Origin of the sequence: Streptomyces winkii, assembly GCF_032248595.1 — a bacterium.
GTDB lineage: Bacteria > Actinomycetota > Actinomycetes > Streptomycetales > Streptomycetaceae > Streptomyces > Streptomyces winkii.
Map to the genome: position 1 here is coordinate 304,790 of NZ_JASTTH010000009.1, position 14,451 is coordinate 319,240.

At 70.4% G+C, this 14,451-nt stretch carries 11 protein-coding genes; 4 read left to right on the forward strand and 7 right to left on the reverse strand.

Features of this window, described 5'->3' with window-relative positions:
- Positions 1-22: 22 nt before the first annotated feature.
- The 4 genes from glyA to QQM67_RS26795 all read left to right on the forward strand — a co-directional run bounded on the left by glyA (position 23) and on the right by QQM67_RS26795 (position 5,757).
- Positions 23-1,297 (forward strand): serine hydroxymethyltransferase, encoded by a 1,275-nt coding sequence (gene glyA, locus QQM67_RS26780; protein ID WP_314177289.1) that lies wholly within the window; start codon positions 23-25, stop codon positions 1,295-1,297.
- A gap of 117 nt (positions 1,298-1,414) precedes the next feature.
- Positions 1,415-2,812: an L-serine ammonia-lyase gene (locus tag QQM67_RS26785; protein ID WP_314177291.1), complete on the forward strand. Its 1,398-nt coding sequence runs from the start codon at positions 1,415-1,417 to the stop codon at positions 2,810-2,812.
- A 337-nt stretch (positions 2,813-3,149) separates the two neighbouring features.
- Complete coding sequence (locus QQM67_RS26790) at positions 3,150-3,815, forward strand: class I SAM-dependent methyltransferase (RefSeq protein ID WP_314177292.1); 666 nt, start codon at positions 3,150-3,152, stop codon at positions 3,813-3,815.
- A gap of 574 nt (positions 3,816-4,389) precedes the next feature.
- Positions 4,390-5,757 (forward strand): ABC transporter substrate-binding protein, encoded by a 1,368-nt coding sequence (locus tag QQM67_RS26795; RefSeq protein WP_314177496.1) that lies wholly within the window; start codon positions 4,390-4,392, stop codon positions 5,755-5,757.
- A gap of 127 nt (positions 5,758-5,884) precedes the next feature.
- Here QQM67_RS26795 and manD read toward each other — a convergent pair whose 3' ends face one another.
- From manD to QQM67_RS26830, 7 genes are all read right to left on the reverse strand, one after another.
- The gene (gene manD, locus QQM67_RS26800) at positions 5,885-7,126 is read right to left on the reverse strand and encodes a D-mannonate dehydratase ManD (RefSeq protein ID WP_314177294.1); all 1,242 of its coding nucleotides are present in this window, start codon (positions 7,124-7,126) and stop codon (positions 5,885-5,887) included.
- A gap of 85 nt (positions 7,127-7,211) precedes the next feature.
- On the reverse strand, positions 7,212-9,179 hold the full coding sequence (locus QQM67_RS26805) for a glycoside hydrolase 5 family protein (protein ID WP_314177295.1): 1,968 nt from the start codon (positions 9,177-9,179) through the stop codon (positions 7,212-7,214).
- Between the two features lie 175 nt (positions 9,180-9,354).
- Positions 9,355-9,933: a hypothetical protein gene (locus tag QQM67_RS26810; protein ID WP_314177296.1), complete on the reverse strand. Its 579-nt coding sequence runs from the start codon at positions 9,931-9,933 to the stop codon at positions 9,355-9,357.
- Between the two features lie 89 nt (positions 9,934-10,022).
- On the reverse strand, positions 10,023-10,475 hold the full coding sequence (locus QQM67_RS26815; RefSeq protein WP_314177498.1) for an ATP-binding protein: 453 nt from the start codon (positions 10,473-10,475) through the stop codon (positions 10,023-10,025).
- A gap of 366 nt (positions 10,476-10,841) precedes the next feature.
- On the reverse strand, positions 10,842-11,609 hold the full coding sequence (locus tag QQM67_RS26820; RefSeq protein ID WP_314177298.1) for an enoyl-CoA hydratase/isomerase family protein: 768 nt from the start codon (positions 11,607-11,609) through the stop codon (positions 10,842-10,844).
- Positions 11,610-11,698: 89 nt separating this feature from the next.
- Entirely contained in the window at positions 11,699-12,934 is a 1,236-nt protein-coding gene (locus tag QQM67_RS26825) for a L,D-transpeptidase (RefSeq protein WP_314177500.1), read from the reverse strand.
- A gap of 264 nt (positions 12,935-13,198) precedes the next feature.
- The gene (locus tag QQM67_RS26830; protein WP_399067683.1) at positions 13,199-14,431 is read right to left on the reverse strand and encodes a L,D-transpeptidase; all 1,233 of its coding nucleotides are present in this window, start codon (positions 14,429-14,431) and stop codon (positions 13,199-13,201) included.
- Between the last annotated feature and the right edge of the window lie 20 nt (positions 14,432-14,451).

A 14,451-nucleotide genomic window follows, 5' to 3' on the forward strand; every position in this document is an offset into this window, starting at 1 on the left:
GCCTGCCACCAGGGATGTTTTCATGTCGCTTCTGAACAGCTCTCTCCACGAGGTGGACCCGGACGTCGCCGCCGCCGTCGACGCCGAGCTCCACCGCCAGCAGTCCACCCTCGAGATGATCGCGTCGGAGAACTTCGCGCCCGTCGCCTCGCTGGAGGCCCAGGGCTCCGTCCTCACCAACAAGTACGCGGAGGGCTACCCGGGGCGCCGCTATTACGGCGGCTGCGAACACGTCGACGTGATCGAGGACATCGCCCGCGAGCGGATCAAGGCCCTCTTCGGCGCGGACGCCGCGAACGTGCAGCCGCACTCCGGCGCCTCCGCCAACGCCGCGGCGATGTTCGCGCTGCTCAAGCCGGGCGACACGATCATGGGCCTGGACCTGGCGCACGGCGGCCACCTCACGCACGGCATGAAGATCAACTTCTCCGGCAAGCTGTACAACGTCGTCGCGTACCGCGTCGACGAGGAGACGAGCCGGGTCGACATGGACGAGGTCGAGCGGCTCGCGCGCGAGCACCGGCCGCAGATGATCATCGCCGGCTGGTCCGCGTACCCCCGGCAGCTGGACTTCCCCGCCTTCCGCCGCATCGCCGACGAGGTCGGCGCCCTGCTGCTGGTCGACATGGCGCACTTCGCGGGCCTGGTCGCCGCCGGGCTGCACCCCTCCCCTGTGCCGTACGCCGACGTGGTCACGACCACCACGCACAAGACGCTCGGCGGCCCGCGCGGCGGCGTGATCCTCTCGAAGAAGGAGCACGCCAAGAAGATCAACTCGGCGGTCTTCCCCGGCCAGCAGGGCGGCCCGCTGGAGCACGTCATCGCGGCGAAGGCGGTGTCCTTCAAGATCGCGGCTTCGGAGGAGTTCAAGGAGCGCCAGCAGCGCACCCTGACCGGCGCGCGGCTGCTCGCCGAGCGGCTGCTGGAGCAGGACGCGGTGGACGCGGGCGTCTCCGTGCTCTCCGGCGGCACGGACGTCCATCTGATCCTCGTCGACCTGCGCAACAGCGACCTGGACGGGCAGCAGGCCGAGGACCGGCTGCACGAGATCGGCATCACGGTCAACCGCAACGCCGTCCCGAACGACCCCCGTCCCCCGATGGTCACCTCGGGCCTGCGCATCGGGACTCCCGCGCTGGCCACCCGCGGCTTCCAGGAGGAGGATTTCCGCGAGGTCGCCGACATCATCGCCGAGGCGCTGCTGCCCGGCTTCGACGAGGACAAGGCGAAGTCCCTGAGCGCCCGCGTCACCGCGCTCACCGAGAAGCACCCTCTCTACCCCGGCCTGGGCGAGTAACCGGCTCCCTGTGCCGCGGCGTCGCCCGTACGGCGGCGGCGCGGCACCGGCCGGCCAACCCGGGCACCGGGCTCAGGTCCCACGAGCACGGCCCCGCACGGAAAGGAGGCGCCCGGCATGGCGGTCTCCGTCTTCGACCTCTTCTCGATCGGCATCGGCCCGTCGAGCTCCCACACGGTCGGCCCGATGCGGGCGGCCCGCATGTTCGCCAGGCGGCTGAAGAACGAGGGCCTGCTGGCACACACCGCGTCCGTACGGGCGGAGCTGTACGGGTCGCTCGGCGCGACCGGCCACGGGCACGGCACCGCGAAGGCCGTGCTGCTCGGGCTGGAGGGCGAGTCGCCGCGCACGGTGGACGTCGAGCGCGCCGACGAGCGGGTCGCGGAGATCCGCTCGTCGAAGCGGCTGCGGCTGCTGTCCGCGGAGATAGGGGACGCCCACGAGATCGGCTTCGACGAGCAGTCCCAACTGCTCCTGCACCGGCGCCGTTCGCTGCCGTACCACGCCAACGGCATGACTCTCTTCGCATACGACGCGTCCGGCGCCGCGCTGCTGGAGAAGACGTACTACTCGGTGGGCGGCGGCTTCGTCGTCGACGAGGGACTGCTCGGCGAAGGGGGCGCGGGCACGGGCCCGATCAAGCTCGACGACACCGTCCTCAGGCACTCCTTCCGCACCGGCGACGAACTGCTGCGGCTCACGCGGGACACGGGCCTGTCGGTCTCGGAGCTGATGCTCCAGAACGAGACGGCGTGGCGCTCGGAGGCGGAGATCCGCGCGGGTCTGCTGGAGATCTGGGACGTGATGAGGGCGTGCGTCGCCCGCGGGCTGAGCCGCGAGGGCATCCTGCCGGGCGGCCTGAAGGTGCGCCGCAGGGCGGCGACGGCCGCACGGCAGCTGCGGGCGGAGGGCCGTCGCGAGGCGCACGCCACGGAGTGGCTGACGCTCTACGCGATGGCGGTGAACGAGGAGAACGCGGCGGGCGGCCGCGTCGTGACCGCTCCCACGAACGGAGCGGCCGGCATCATCCCGGCGGTCCTGCACTACTACACCGAGTTCGTGCCCGGCGCGGACGAGGACGGCATCGTCCGCTTCCTGCTGGCCGCCGGCGCCGTCGGCCTGCTCTTCAAGGAGAACGCCTCGATCTCCGGAGCCGAGGTCGGCTGCCAGGGCGAGGTCGGCTCGGCCTGCTCCATGGCGGCGGGCGGCCTCGCGGAGGTGCTGGGCGGCGGCCCGGAGAAAGTGGAGAACGCCGCGGAGATCGGGATCGAGCACAACCTGGGGCTGACGTGCGACCCGATCGGCGGGCTCGTCCAGATCCCGTGCATCGAGCGGAACGGCATGGCCGCGGTGAAGGCCGTCACCGCAGCCCGCATGGCGCTGCGGGGCGACGGCCGGCACCACGTCTCGCTGGACAAGGCGATCAAGACGATGAAGGACACCGGCGCCGACATGAAGGTCAAGTACAAGGAGACGGCGCGGGGCGGTCTCGCGGTCAACGTCATCGAGTGCTGATCCGCCGCGGCCGGTGCGGCTCGTGGCCGAATCCCTGCCCGTGAATATGCGTGATGTCTGTTACATCCGTTCTGCGTACTCCTGCGGCTTCGGCATGGCGGCGGCCGGTTCGGGGGGATGCTCCGCATACGGGGCCGCCCTCCGCCGGAGACGAATCCGCAGGTCAGTCTGGTTACGGGCCATTAGCTTCCCCGGTGTGACCGCGATTGCGGATTCCATGGGTACGGTGGTTCCCGCGAGGTCGCGCCGTCCCCGTCGCAGCCCTTCATGTCAGCCACCGAGGCGCTGCGCACCTGGCCGGTCTCGAGCCCTTGACGTCCCCGAGAGGCAAAGAGCGTTGACGAGCGAGACCGGCACGATGCTGCGCGAGTTCCTGCGATCACCCGCCGACATCGGAGCGGTGGCCCCGAGCTCCCCCAGACTCGCCGCGGCAGTGACCGCACCCGTACCCGAACTCGGCGACCCCGTGGTTGTCGAGCTGGGCCCCGGAACCGGGGCCGTCACAAGCATCATCGAGGAGCAGCTGAGCGGTCGCGGACATCAGCTGGCCATCGAGGCGAATCCGCGGCTGGCCGATCAACTGCGCTGGCGCTGCCGGAAGGTGGAGGTGCTCAACGCCGACGCCTCGAAGCTGCCGCAGCTGCTCACCGAGCGGGGCCTGGAGCAGGCCGACGTGGTCGTGAGCGGTCTGCCGTGGGCGTCCTTCTCCGACGACGTGCAGCGCGAGATCCTCTCGGCGGTGAGCGAAGTGCTCGCGCCGGGCGGGGCGTTCACGACGTTCGGATACGTCCATGCCCTGCGGCTCTCGTCGGCCCTGCGCTTCCGGCAGTTGCTGCACAGCACGTTCGAAGAGGTGGTGCCGGGCCGCACGGTGTGGCGCAACCTGCCGCCCGCGCTCGTCTACCACGCGAGGCGGCCGCGGACGAGCGCGTCCCACCCGCAGTACGTCGTTCCGGCCCGCCGGTGCGCGGACGGGGTCTCCGACGCGAGGTCCGTGGGCTGAGCCGGCGCGCGGCCGGGCGGGTGCCTCGCGCGCCTGCCGCGAGCCGCGTCCGCCAGTGCCGCGCGCACCGGTTCCGGATCGGAACGGGTCCCGTTCCGGGTGCTTACGTTCCGTGAGCACCCGGTCCGAGTGCGCCCGTTCCGGTTTCCGGGTGCTTCCGTTCCGGGTGGCGCGCGGCGGCATGTGAGGGAACCGCAGGGGTGCGACGTGGGGTCCGTGGAGACCCGCGTCGCACCCCTGGCATATTCACGCTCCGTCAACTACCCGCGTAGCGGCGCCACTTGGCCTAGGCCACCGGATGCGGAACGGGCGTCTCCAATGCGGCGAACGGGCAGCACGTTCACGCACTCAACTTTTCTCTCGCAGTTCAGAGGGGTCGAGTCGCAATTCAACTCGGGCAAAAGCAGGCAGGATTGACGGCCATTCGGACTTTTTCTCGCCTATCACGGGCATGTAGAACTCTGCGTACGAACGGCGTCACGCTGCGTCCGGGTGCCTCGGAGAACCCCCGGGTGCCGTCGGACACCCCCTCGCAGGGTCGCGCACGGACCACGACGAGGAGAGCTCTGTGTTCATGTCCCGGTTCCAGTTGGGATGCAGAGGAAGGACGGTAAGAACGGTGACGGCGGGGGCCGTCGCGGCGAGTCTGCTCACGGCGTGCAGTTCGCAGCAGGAGGCTCCGCCGGAGCAGAAGTCCATCAGAGTCCTGATGGTCGACAATCCGCAGATGCTGGAGCTGAAGAAGCTCACCGCCGAGCACTTCACGAAGAAGACCGGCATCAAGGTCGACTTCACCACGCTGCCGGAGAACGAGGTCCGCAAAGAGGTGCACAGCGACTTCTCCGCCCAGTCCGGCCGCTACGACGTCGCGACCATCAGCAACTTCGAGACGCGGGACTACGCGTCTCGCGGCTGGCTGAAGCCTCTGGACTCCTACATCACCAAGGACCGCTCGTTCGACCAGAGCGACATCATGCTGCCGCTCCAGCTCTCCCTCAGCGGAGCGGACGGCAAGGTCTACGCGGAGCCCTTCTACGGCGAGTCCTCGTTCCTGATGTACCGCAAGGACGTCTTCGACAAGCTCGACCTGAAGATGCCGGAGAAGCCCACCTGGGGACAGGTCGCGTCGCTGGCCCAGAAGGCCGACGGCAAGGAGAAGGACATGAGCGGCATCTGCCTGCGCGGCCAGCCGGGCTGGGGCGAGATGACCGCGCCGCTGACGACGGTCGTCAACACCTTCGGCGGCACGTGGTTCGACCGCGGCTGGAACGCACGGCTCACCGACCCCGGCTTCGCCGACGCCGCGCGCTTCTACGTCGACCTCGTACGCGAGCACGGCGAGGACAACCCCACGGAGTCCGGCTACGCGGGCTGCCTGCGGAACATGAAGCGCGGCAAGTCCGCGATGTGGTACGACGCGACCGCGGGAGCCGGCTCCCTGGAGGCGGACGGTTCGGCCGTCAAGGGCAAGATCGGATACGTGCCGGCGCCGATAGAGAAGACCAGCTCCTCGGGATGGCTCTACACCTGGGCGTGGGGCGTGCAGAAGGCGTCCCAACAGCCGCGTTCGGCCTGGGAGTTCATGTCGTGGGCGTCGAGCAAGGAGTACGAGGAGCTGGTCGGCCGCGAGATCGGCTGGGCCAATGTGCCCGCGGGGAAGCGCGAGTCGACGTTCAACCGCCCGCAGTACCAGAAGGCCGCCGGAGCGTTCGGCGAGGCGACCGAGAAGGCGATACGGGAAGCGGACCCGCGCAAGCCCGGCGTGCAGAAGCGTCCGACGCTCGGCATCCAGTTCGTCGGTGTCCCGGAGTTCACGGGCCTCGGCGACGACGTCTCGCGGGAGCTGAGCGCGGCCATCGAGGGGGAGCAGTCCGTGGGCGCGGCGCTGCGCAAGTCGCAGGTCGCGGCCGAGCGGATCGGCGCGAGGTACAAGAAGCGCTGAGGTCCGCCTTGAACGCCGGGAGATGCGGCGGCGCGGCGGGACTTGGGGCGGCGAGGCGGCGGACGACGGCCCGGGCCGTACGCACGCCGCACCGCCGCCGCCCCCCGCGGCGGAAGGCGCCCGCCTCTCACCAGTCGTGCACGGTCCCGTCCGCGAGGCGGTTCACGGGCAGATAGGCCGGCTCGTACGGGAAGCGGGCCGCGGCCTCCACGTCGAGCTCGACGCCGAGGCCGGGCGTCTCGGAGGGGTGCAGCAGCCCCTCCTCGAAAGTGTGCGAGGTGCGGAAGACCTCCAGGGTCTCGGCGGAGTGCCGCATGTACTCCTGGATGCCGAAGTTGTGCACCGCCAGGTCGAGATGGAGCTGCGCGGCCATGCCCACGGGGGAGATGTCGGTGGGGCCGTGCATCCCGGAGCGGATGCCGTAGACCGCCGCCAGGTCGAGCAGCTTCTTCATCGCCGTGACGCCGCCGGTGTGGGTGACCGCGGAGCGCACGTAGTCGATGAGCCGCTCACTCAGCAGAGTGGTGTAGTCGTGCACCGAGTTGAAGACCTCGCCGATGGCCAGCGGCGTGGTGGTGTGCTGGCGGATCAGCCGCAGCGCGGCCTGGTCCTCGCCGGGCGTGGCGTCCTCCAGCCAGAACAGGTCGCAGGGCTCCAGCGACTTGCCGAGCTTCGCCGCCTGGATGGGCGTCATCCGGTGGTGCCCGTCGTGCAGCAGCGGCAGCTCGGGGCCGAACTCCTCGCGTACGGCCTCGAATACGCGGGGCACGTGGCGCAGATAGGCCCTCGTGTCCCAGGTCTCCTCGACCGGCAGGGTGGGGCCGCCGGCGGTGCGGCGGGCCGGCTCGTAGTCGTAGCGGTCGCCGGAGCCCGCGCTGGAGGCGGCGACGCCGTAGACGGAGTCCAGGCCCGGGATGCCGCTCTGCACGCGGATGGCGCGGTAGCCGTCGGCGATATGTGCCCGCACGGAGTCGAGCAGTTCGGAAATGTCGCGGCCGGAGGCGTGTCCGTACGCGAGGGCGCCGCGGCGGCTGGCACCGCCGAGCAGCTGGTACAGCGGCATGCCCGCGGCCTTGGCCTTGATGTCCCACAGGGCGGTGTCCACGGCGGCGATCGCGGCCATGGTGACCGGGCCGCGCCGCCAGTAGGCGCCTCGGTAGAGGTACTGCCAGGTGTCCTCGATGTTGCGGGCGTCGCGGCCGGTCAGCAGCGGCGCGACGTGGTCGCGCAGATACGAGGCGACGGCCAGCTCACGGCCGTTGAGCGTGGCGTCGCCCAGGCCGGTGACGCCGTCGGCGGTCACCACGCGGAGGGTGACGAAGTTGCGCCCGGGGCTGGTGACGACTGTCTCGGCGGACTCGATCCTCATCTGGCCCTCTTCCTCTCCTCGTCACGGTGCGGTGTCCCGTGCCTGTCCCGTGCCTGTCGCTGTCTGTCCTGCCTGCCTGTCCTGCTCACGGTGTCATCTCGGCGACGACGACGCCGAAGGGGGGCAGTCCGACCGTACGCAGCACGTCGCCCGCGGAACCGGCGCCGCCGTCCAGTGACCTGAGCGTCGCGCCGCCGGGCAGGAGCGGCTCGGCCGTCAGCGGCTCGTCGTGCTGGCTGACGAACCAGACGAAGCTCCGCCCGTCCTCGTGCTCCATCCGCGCCGCCATCACCCGCGGATCGGGGACGGACACCTCCGGCGCCGCTCCGGCCTCGGCGGCGAGCGCCGCGTACAGCCGCCACGTCGGCTCCGGATTGACGCGCGGCGTGAGGGCCGCCATGTGCTCGACGGGGTACGTGCACAGTACGAGCGCCCCCGCGCCCGTGCGGCGGCGCAGCAGCGCCGGGCGGCCGTGTCCGTCGGTCGCGAGGACCTCGGCGCCGTCCGGCTCGACGGGGAGGTACGAGCGGGAGTTCTCCGTGCCGGCGGCGGTGAAGACCAGTTCTTCCCCCGCCCCGATGCCGCCGAAGTCCCGCTGGAAGACCATGCGCACCTCGTCGTCCTCGACGTGGTCGGCGAGCCCGTAGCGCAGCTGCTTGCGGACGCCGAAGGTCTCGTCGAGCCTCGGCCACCAGGGGCCGCGCGCGTGCGCGTGCTCACCGGCGAAGTACGAGGCGTACACCGTCGCCCCTCCCTCCGCGAGCTGACGCAGCCGGGTCCAGCCGGGCGCCGTCAGCTGCTTCGCCGAGGGCAGCAGATAGAGCGCGCAGTCGCCGGGAATGCCGTCCGCCTCCCGGGCGACGCCCACGCCCAAGTCGGCCTCGCGGGCGGCGACATAGGCCTGGCGGGCGCTGGTGAGGACACTCGTACGATCCTCGGGGACCGTGAAGGGATACATCTTCTCCAGGAAGGAGGAGACGACGATCGCGGCACGGGCGTCCGGGCGGCGCAGCCGCGCGGCGTCGGTGCGCCGCAGCACCTCGGTGAAGCGCCGGACCTCCCGCAGCTGCTCCTTCGGACGGCCCTCGCAGTCCGTGATGCCGAAGTGCATCTCGAACGGGTGGTGGCTGTAGGGCTCCTGGTCCTCCAGGGCGTCGTAGTCGGTGTTGTTCCACGCGATCCAGCCGGTCGCTCCCGCGAGCAGGGTGGTGTGCAGGATCTGCCGGTAGTAGTGGGCCGCGTTCTCCTCGGAGACCCAGTCGGACGTGAGCCCGAACTCCTCCAGGATCACGGGCTTTCCGCCGATGTCGAGCAGCTCGCAGACGAAGGCGGCCACCAGGTGCTGGCGTACGGCGTCGGTCTCCATGGGGTAGACGTGCGGGCCGTGGAAGTCGACGAGCGGCGCCAGGTCACGGATGCGGAAGCCGTTGTCGGCGCCGGAGGTCTCGACGCCCCAGGCTCCGTCGCCCACGGAGACGGGCTGGGTCGCGCCGGCCGAACGCACCGCATCCGTAAGGGTCTTCGCCCATGCCGTGACGGTGGCGGCGTCGAGGGTGCCGATGCCGCGCGAGGTCCGGTCCGCGTAGATGGGGATCTCGTTCGACAACAGCCAGCCCGCTACGGCCGGATGGTCCTTCCAGCGTGCGGTGGTCTCGCGTACGTACCACTCCTGCTGGGCGACGAACGGCGCGTCGGCGAACACGTCGCGGCCCTCGCGCCAGGGCGGGTCCCAGTTCTGGCCCGACATATGGCCGACGAGGAAGGTGGGGACGGTGTGCATGCCGAGGGCGGCGTGCCGCTCCAGGAAGTCGTCGTAGCGCTCCAGCATCACCGGATCGAGGGTGTTCTCCCGGGGCATGAAGTCCGGCCAGTACAGGAAGCTGCGGGTGAGGGTGATGCCGTGGTCGCGCATGGTGCGCAGTTCCTCGTCGACGACCGCGGGGTCGTACCGGCGCCACATCAGCGGACCGCCGGTGCGCGACCAGTAGTTGACGCCGACCCACAGCAGGGGGTCCCCGCCAGGAGTGGTGAGCTTCGCCGAGTTGCGCTGCATGGACGGGCTGCCTTTCCTCGTACGGGCGCGGCCGGCCGAGGCACCGCCACTGGAGGGCCGCCTGCTCGACGGCGCCACCGGTGCGTTACCGGTCCGCCGCCGGGGCCGCCTCGGCGTTCCACCAAGTGTGCGGGTGGCGGCCGCCGTCACACCCCGCCGGCGCCTCCCGGTCTCACTACTTGTGGGAGAGGCGCGCCACGGCGCGGTCCTCGCCGATGGCCTCGAACTCGACCGTCAGCCTGTTCATCTGGATCTTGCCCTTGCTCTTGCCGAGGTGCCCGCTGCACGAGCCGTTCGTGCACCTCGTGGAGGACTGCTCCGCGCCCTGGGACGACATCGAGACCTGCCCGCCGCTGAAGAGCGCGGTCCAGGTGATCACGTGGTCCTTGATGTCGTGGACGGTGAACTCGTCGATGCCGTACGAGGATTCGGGATGCAGCTCGTCGCCCTTGGAGAGCTCGACCTGGCACTCCCCGTCGTCGCACGCGCCGGTGTCCGTACCGTCGGCGGCCTCCGGCAGCCCGGACGACGGGCGCGAGGACGAGGCGGACGGCTTGCCGGACTTCGGGTGGGAGGGGGAAGCCGACCGGGAGCCCTTGCCCTTGCCCTCGCCCTTCGCCGAGCCGGGCGAACGGCTCTCGCCGCCGGGCGACTTGCCGTCCTCGCCGCCGCAGCCCGTGAGCCCGGTCAGCAGGGCGAGCGCCAGCACCGGAGCGCAGAGCGCCGCCTTCCTCGAACTTCCGCGACGCGGCACGACCACCATGCTTCCCCCGTGTTCCCTGACGGGCGGTCCTGCCGCCCGCGACTCGCGCTGAGTACCGGAAACAGTATGGCTGACGTGCGTCAGGGTGTGATGCGCATCTCGAACCATGTCGTCTTGCCACGCGGCAGCAGATCGACGCCCCAGCGGTCCGAGAGGGTGTCGACGAGGAACAGGCCGCGCCCGCTGGTGTCCAGCCCGTGCACGGGCAGCAGGCACGGCAGACCCCGGGACGGGTCCCGCACCTCGACGCGGATCCAGCCGCGGCGGCGCATCATCCGCAGCCCGAACACGAGCGCGCCGGTGTGGCGTACGGCGTTGCCCACCAGTTCGGAGACGAGCAGCACGGCGTCGTCCGTGGCCGGGGCGGGCACGCCCCAGTGCGACTCCAGGACGGTACGGGCCAGCCGACGGGCGCATCTCGCGGACTCGGGACGGTTGGGCAGCCGTACTTCCCCGATCGTCGGGTCGCCGACGAGATCGAGAGCGCCGCCGGAGAGGTCGCCGCTCGTCGGTTCACCCGGGACGTCTGGCATCCGCTCGCTCACGTTCGCCACTTCTCCCTGTCCCGCCATGGCAACCATCATGGCGGGAGCAGGGAGGTTGTGGGGCCGTTCAACCAGATCCCGATTTCCGGAACAACTCCCTCCACTGGCACGGCCGTTGGGCGTTCGCGCCGCGGAGAAGAGCACACACGGCCGGTGACCTGGGACGACGTATGCGCGTCGCGGTCCGGCTCAGGCCGCGAGGGCGGGGCGCGCCGGCCACTGGCGGATTCCCGCCCGTTCCCCCACAAGGTGGGGCGCACACGGGCGACACCGCGCGCCACCCCCAGCCACCCCACCCCGTATCCGGCCTCAGGGCTCGGTGACGGTGCGCCAAGGACGCCAAGGAGAGGCCCCTCAGCCGAACTTCGCCTTCCCCGGCCCCTCTTCGACGAAGCTGCGCATGCCCGTCGCACGGTCCTCCGTGGCGAACAGCCCCGCGAACCAGTTGCGTTCGACCGCGAGCCCGGTCTCCAGGTCCGTCTCCAGCCCCACGTCGACCGACTCCTTGGCCGCACGCAGAGCGATCGCCGGGCCCTTCGCCAGCCGGGCCGCCCAGGCCCGCGCCTGCTCGTAGACCTCCTCGTCCGGCACCACGCGGTCCACGAGCCCCATCTCCAGCGCCTCCGGGGCCTTGACCTGGCGCCCGGTGAAGATGAGGTCCTTGGCTTTGGCCGGCCCGACGAGGCGTGCGAGCCGCTGCGTGCCGCCGGCGCCGGGGATGAGCCCGAGCAGGATCTCCGGCTGCCCGAGCTTGGCGCCCTCTCCGGCGATCCGGATGTCCGCGCAGAGCGCCAACTCGCAGCCGCCGCCGAGCGCGTAGCCGGTGACGGCTGCGACCACGGGCTTGGGGATACGGGCGACGGCGGTGAAGGAGTCCTGGAGCGACTTGGAGCGCTTGACCATGGCCGCGTGGTCCATGGCCTGCATCTCCTTGATGTCCGCGCCGGCGGCGAAGACCTTCTCGCCGCCGTGGATCACGACGGAGCGCACGTCGTCGCGTGCGGTCGCCTCCTCGGCGAGCTCGCGCAGCCGGTCCTGGGTGGCGGTGTCCAGCGCGTTCATCGGGGGACGGTCGAGGCGGATCGTGCCGACGCCCTCGGCGACTTCGAGATTCACAGTCATGGGGGCAGGTTAACGGCCGTTACGCGCGAGGCCGATGGTGCGGCCTCGCGGGACCGCACCGGCCGCACCCGCCCCCAGGGCTCCCGCAGCTACTTCTGCGGGGCCTTCCACTCGTCCCAGTCCATGTTCCAGCCGTTGAGGCCGTTGTCGGGCTGGATCGTCTTGTCCTTGGAGTTCTTGATCTCCACGACGTCGCCGATGATCGACTCCCGGAAGAACCAGGCGCCCGGCGTGCCCTTGTCGCCGCCGCCCTTCTTGTCGAAGAGCCCGACACAGCCGTGGCTGGCGTTGACGGTGCCGAACTGCCCCTGGGTCAGCCAGTAGTTGCCGTGGATGAAGGTCCCGGAGGTGGACAGGCGCATGGCGTGCGGCACGTCCTTGATGTCGTACCCGCCGGCTTCCTCCTTGCGCCCGAAGCCCACGGTGTTGCCGTCCATCCGGGTCACCTTGTGGCGCTCGCTGATCACCATGCGGCCGTTGTACGTGGGGTGCTCCGGGCTTCCCGAGCTGATGTCGACGGTCCTGAGCTTCTCGCCGTCGCGCTTCACGACCATCTTCTTCGACTTCGCGTCGACGACGCTGACCTGGCTCCGCCCGATGGTGAAGTTCACGGACTTGTCCTGCTCGCCGTACACGCCGTCGTAGCCCTCGACGCCGTCGAGGTCCAGGTCGAGCTTGATCTTGGTGCCGGACTTCCAGTACTCCTCGGGCCGGAAGTCGAGGCGGTTGTTGCCGAACCAGTGGCCCTCGACGTCGACCTCGGGGTCCGCGCTGACGGAGATCGCCTTTTCGACGGCCTCGCGGTCCTGGATGGCGTGGTTGAAGTTGATCGAGACGGGCATTCCCACGCCCACCGTGTCCCCGTCCTCCGGGGTGAAGCGGCCGATGAAGGTGCTGCCGGGAGTGAGGGTCGTGAACTTCGACCGCTCGGTGGCCTTGAGCCCGTGGGCGTCCTTGGCGAGGGCCTCGACGGTGTACTTCGTCTTCGTCGTCAGATGCTTCGAGGGCGTCCACGCCTTACCGCCCTCGGCGAGCTCACCCTCGACCTTTTTGCCGTCTTCGTCCTTGACTTCCACCTTGACGAGCTTGCCCTTGGCCGCCGTCACCTTCAGGGCGTCCTCGGTGCCGACGCCGTCGGCGCCGTCCTTCGGCGATATCTTCACGCGCGCCTGGGACTTCTTCGGCTTCGCGTCCCCGCCGCCCTCGCCCGCGGCCGTCCCGCCCGCACCGCCGCAGGTGGTCAGCGTCAGCAGCAGCACCACCGCCAGCACGACGAGCCCGACGGCGGACCCGCCTATGACCTGAGTCCGGCTGTCCCCCTGCATCGCCCCCCGTATCGCCTGCGGGTTGAGCTTTTCCTTCGCTTCCTTGGCGAAGGTCTTCAGATCCTCAGCGGGCTTCTTCAGATCCACAGCGGGCTACTCCCCTCGCACGGCTGCCGTCACCATCGTGCGGCCCCCGAACCGGAAAACGCGACGGTGCAGGCGCTAGATAATCACACGGAGATGGAGAAGAAATCCCCGAGAGTGTCACCGTTCCGTCGCGATTTCTCTCTACGGCATGCCCATTCGCGCGGGGGGTCAGTCCAGTCAGTCCAGCGCCGAGCCGGCAGTCCACGAGGCCCAGGGCATGTTCCAGCCGCTGAGACCGTTGCCGGGCGCGACCGTACGCTCGCCCGAGTTCTTCACGGTGACGACGTCACCCGTCAGGGAGTCGCGGAAGAAGGCGCCGGCCGGGCTGCCGGGATCGCCGCCCTTCCTGTCGCGCAGCCCGATGCATCCGTGGCTGACGTTCTCCTTGCCGAACGTCCGCCTGGGAGCCCAGTAGTTGCCGTGCAGGAACGTGCCGCTGTCGGTCAGCCGCATGGCGTGCGGCACGTCGTCGATGTCGTACTCGCCGCCGAAACCCACGGTTCGTGCGTTCATCCGCGTCACGACGAACTTCTCGCTGATGACCATGTCGCCGGAGTACGTCGGGTTCTTCGCGGAACCTGTCGTGACGGGGAGGCGGCTGACGATCTCGCCGTTCCGCTGCACGGTCATCGTGTGGCGGCGGGCGTCCACCACGCTGCGCTGGTCCCGGCCGACGGTGAAGTGGACGCGCTTGCGCTGCACTCCGTACACGTGCGGTGCGCCGCGCACGCCGCGCAGCCGCAGATCCAGCGTGACGCGGGTGCCCGGCTTCCAGTACTCCTCGGGCCGGAAGTCCAGACGGGAGTCGCCGAACCAGTGCGGCGCGACCGTCACCGCCGGGCTCGCCGTGACGCGGATGGCGCGCTCGACCGCGGCGCGCTCGGTGATCCGGCGGTTGAACCTGATCGAGAGGATCATCCCGGTGCCGACGGTCTGCCGGTGCTCGGGCGTGAAGAAGCCGATGAAGCGGCGCGGCTGGGCCTTCGTGGTGAAGGTGGTGTGCCGGGCCGCCCGGCGCCCCTCCTCGTCCAGCGCGACGACGTCGACCGTGTACTTGCTGCCGAGCTTGAGCCTGCGGGCCGACTCCACGGGACGCCATGTGCGGCCGTCGGCGGAGATCCCGCCGGGCACCGCGTGGCCGGCTCCGCGGCTCCTCCGTGTGACCCGTACCTTCTCCAGCCGGCCCTCGGTCGCGGTCACCCGCAGCCTGCCCTGTTCGGTCACGCCCTCGGAGCGGTCCCGCGGCGTCACCTCGATCAGCTGTGCCGGAGTCTGCGGTTCGACGAGCGTGCCGCAGCCCGCCACAAGAGCGCTCATCGCGCACAGCACCACCGGCGAGCACTTCAGCAGCGCGCTTCTCATCAGCAGGCCCTTCCAGTCCGGCCGTCCCGTCCGCCCCGCCCGATCCATGTCCGCACTCCCCGTGAAGC

Coding starts and splice junctions, on each gene's coding strand:
- QQM67_RS26820 (WP_314177298.1), bottom strand. CDS start 11,609: ATGACTGTGAATCTCGAAGTCGCCGAGGGCGTCGGCACGATCCGCCTC.
- QQM67_RS26815 (WP_314177498.1), bottom strand. CDS start 10,475: ATGCCAGACGTCCCGGGTGAACCGACGAGCGGCGACCTCTCCGGCGGC.
- QQM67_RS26825 (WP_314177500.1), bottom strand. CDS start 12,934: ATGCAGGGGGACAGCCGGACTCAGGTCATAGGCGGGTCCGCCGTCGGG.
- manD (WP_314177294.1), bottom strand. CDS start 7,126: ATGAGGATCGAGTCCGCCGAGACAGTCGTCACCAGCCCCGGGCGCAAC.
- QQM67_RS26830 (WP_399067683.1), bottom strand. CDS start 14,431: ATGGATCGGGCGGGGCGGACGGGACGGCCGGACTGGAAGGGCCTGCTG.
- QQM67_RS26785 (WP_314177291.1), top strand. CDS start 1,415: ATGGCGGTCTCCGTCTTCGACCTCTTCTCGATCGGCATCGGCCCGTCG.
- QQM67_RS26805 (WP_314177295.1), bottom strand. CDS start 9,179: ATGCAGCGCAACTCGGCGAAGCTCACCACTCCTGGCGGGGACCCCCTG.
- glyA (WP_314177289.1), top strand. CDS start 23: ATGTCGCTTCTGAACAGCTCTCTCCACGAGGTGGACCCGGACGTCGCC.
- QQM67_RS26795 (WP_314177496.1), top strand. CDS start 4,390: ATGTCCCGGTTCCAGTTGGGATGCAGAGGAAGGACGGTAAGAACGGTG.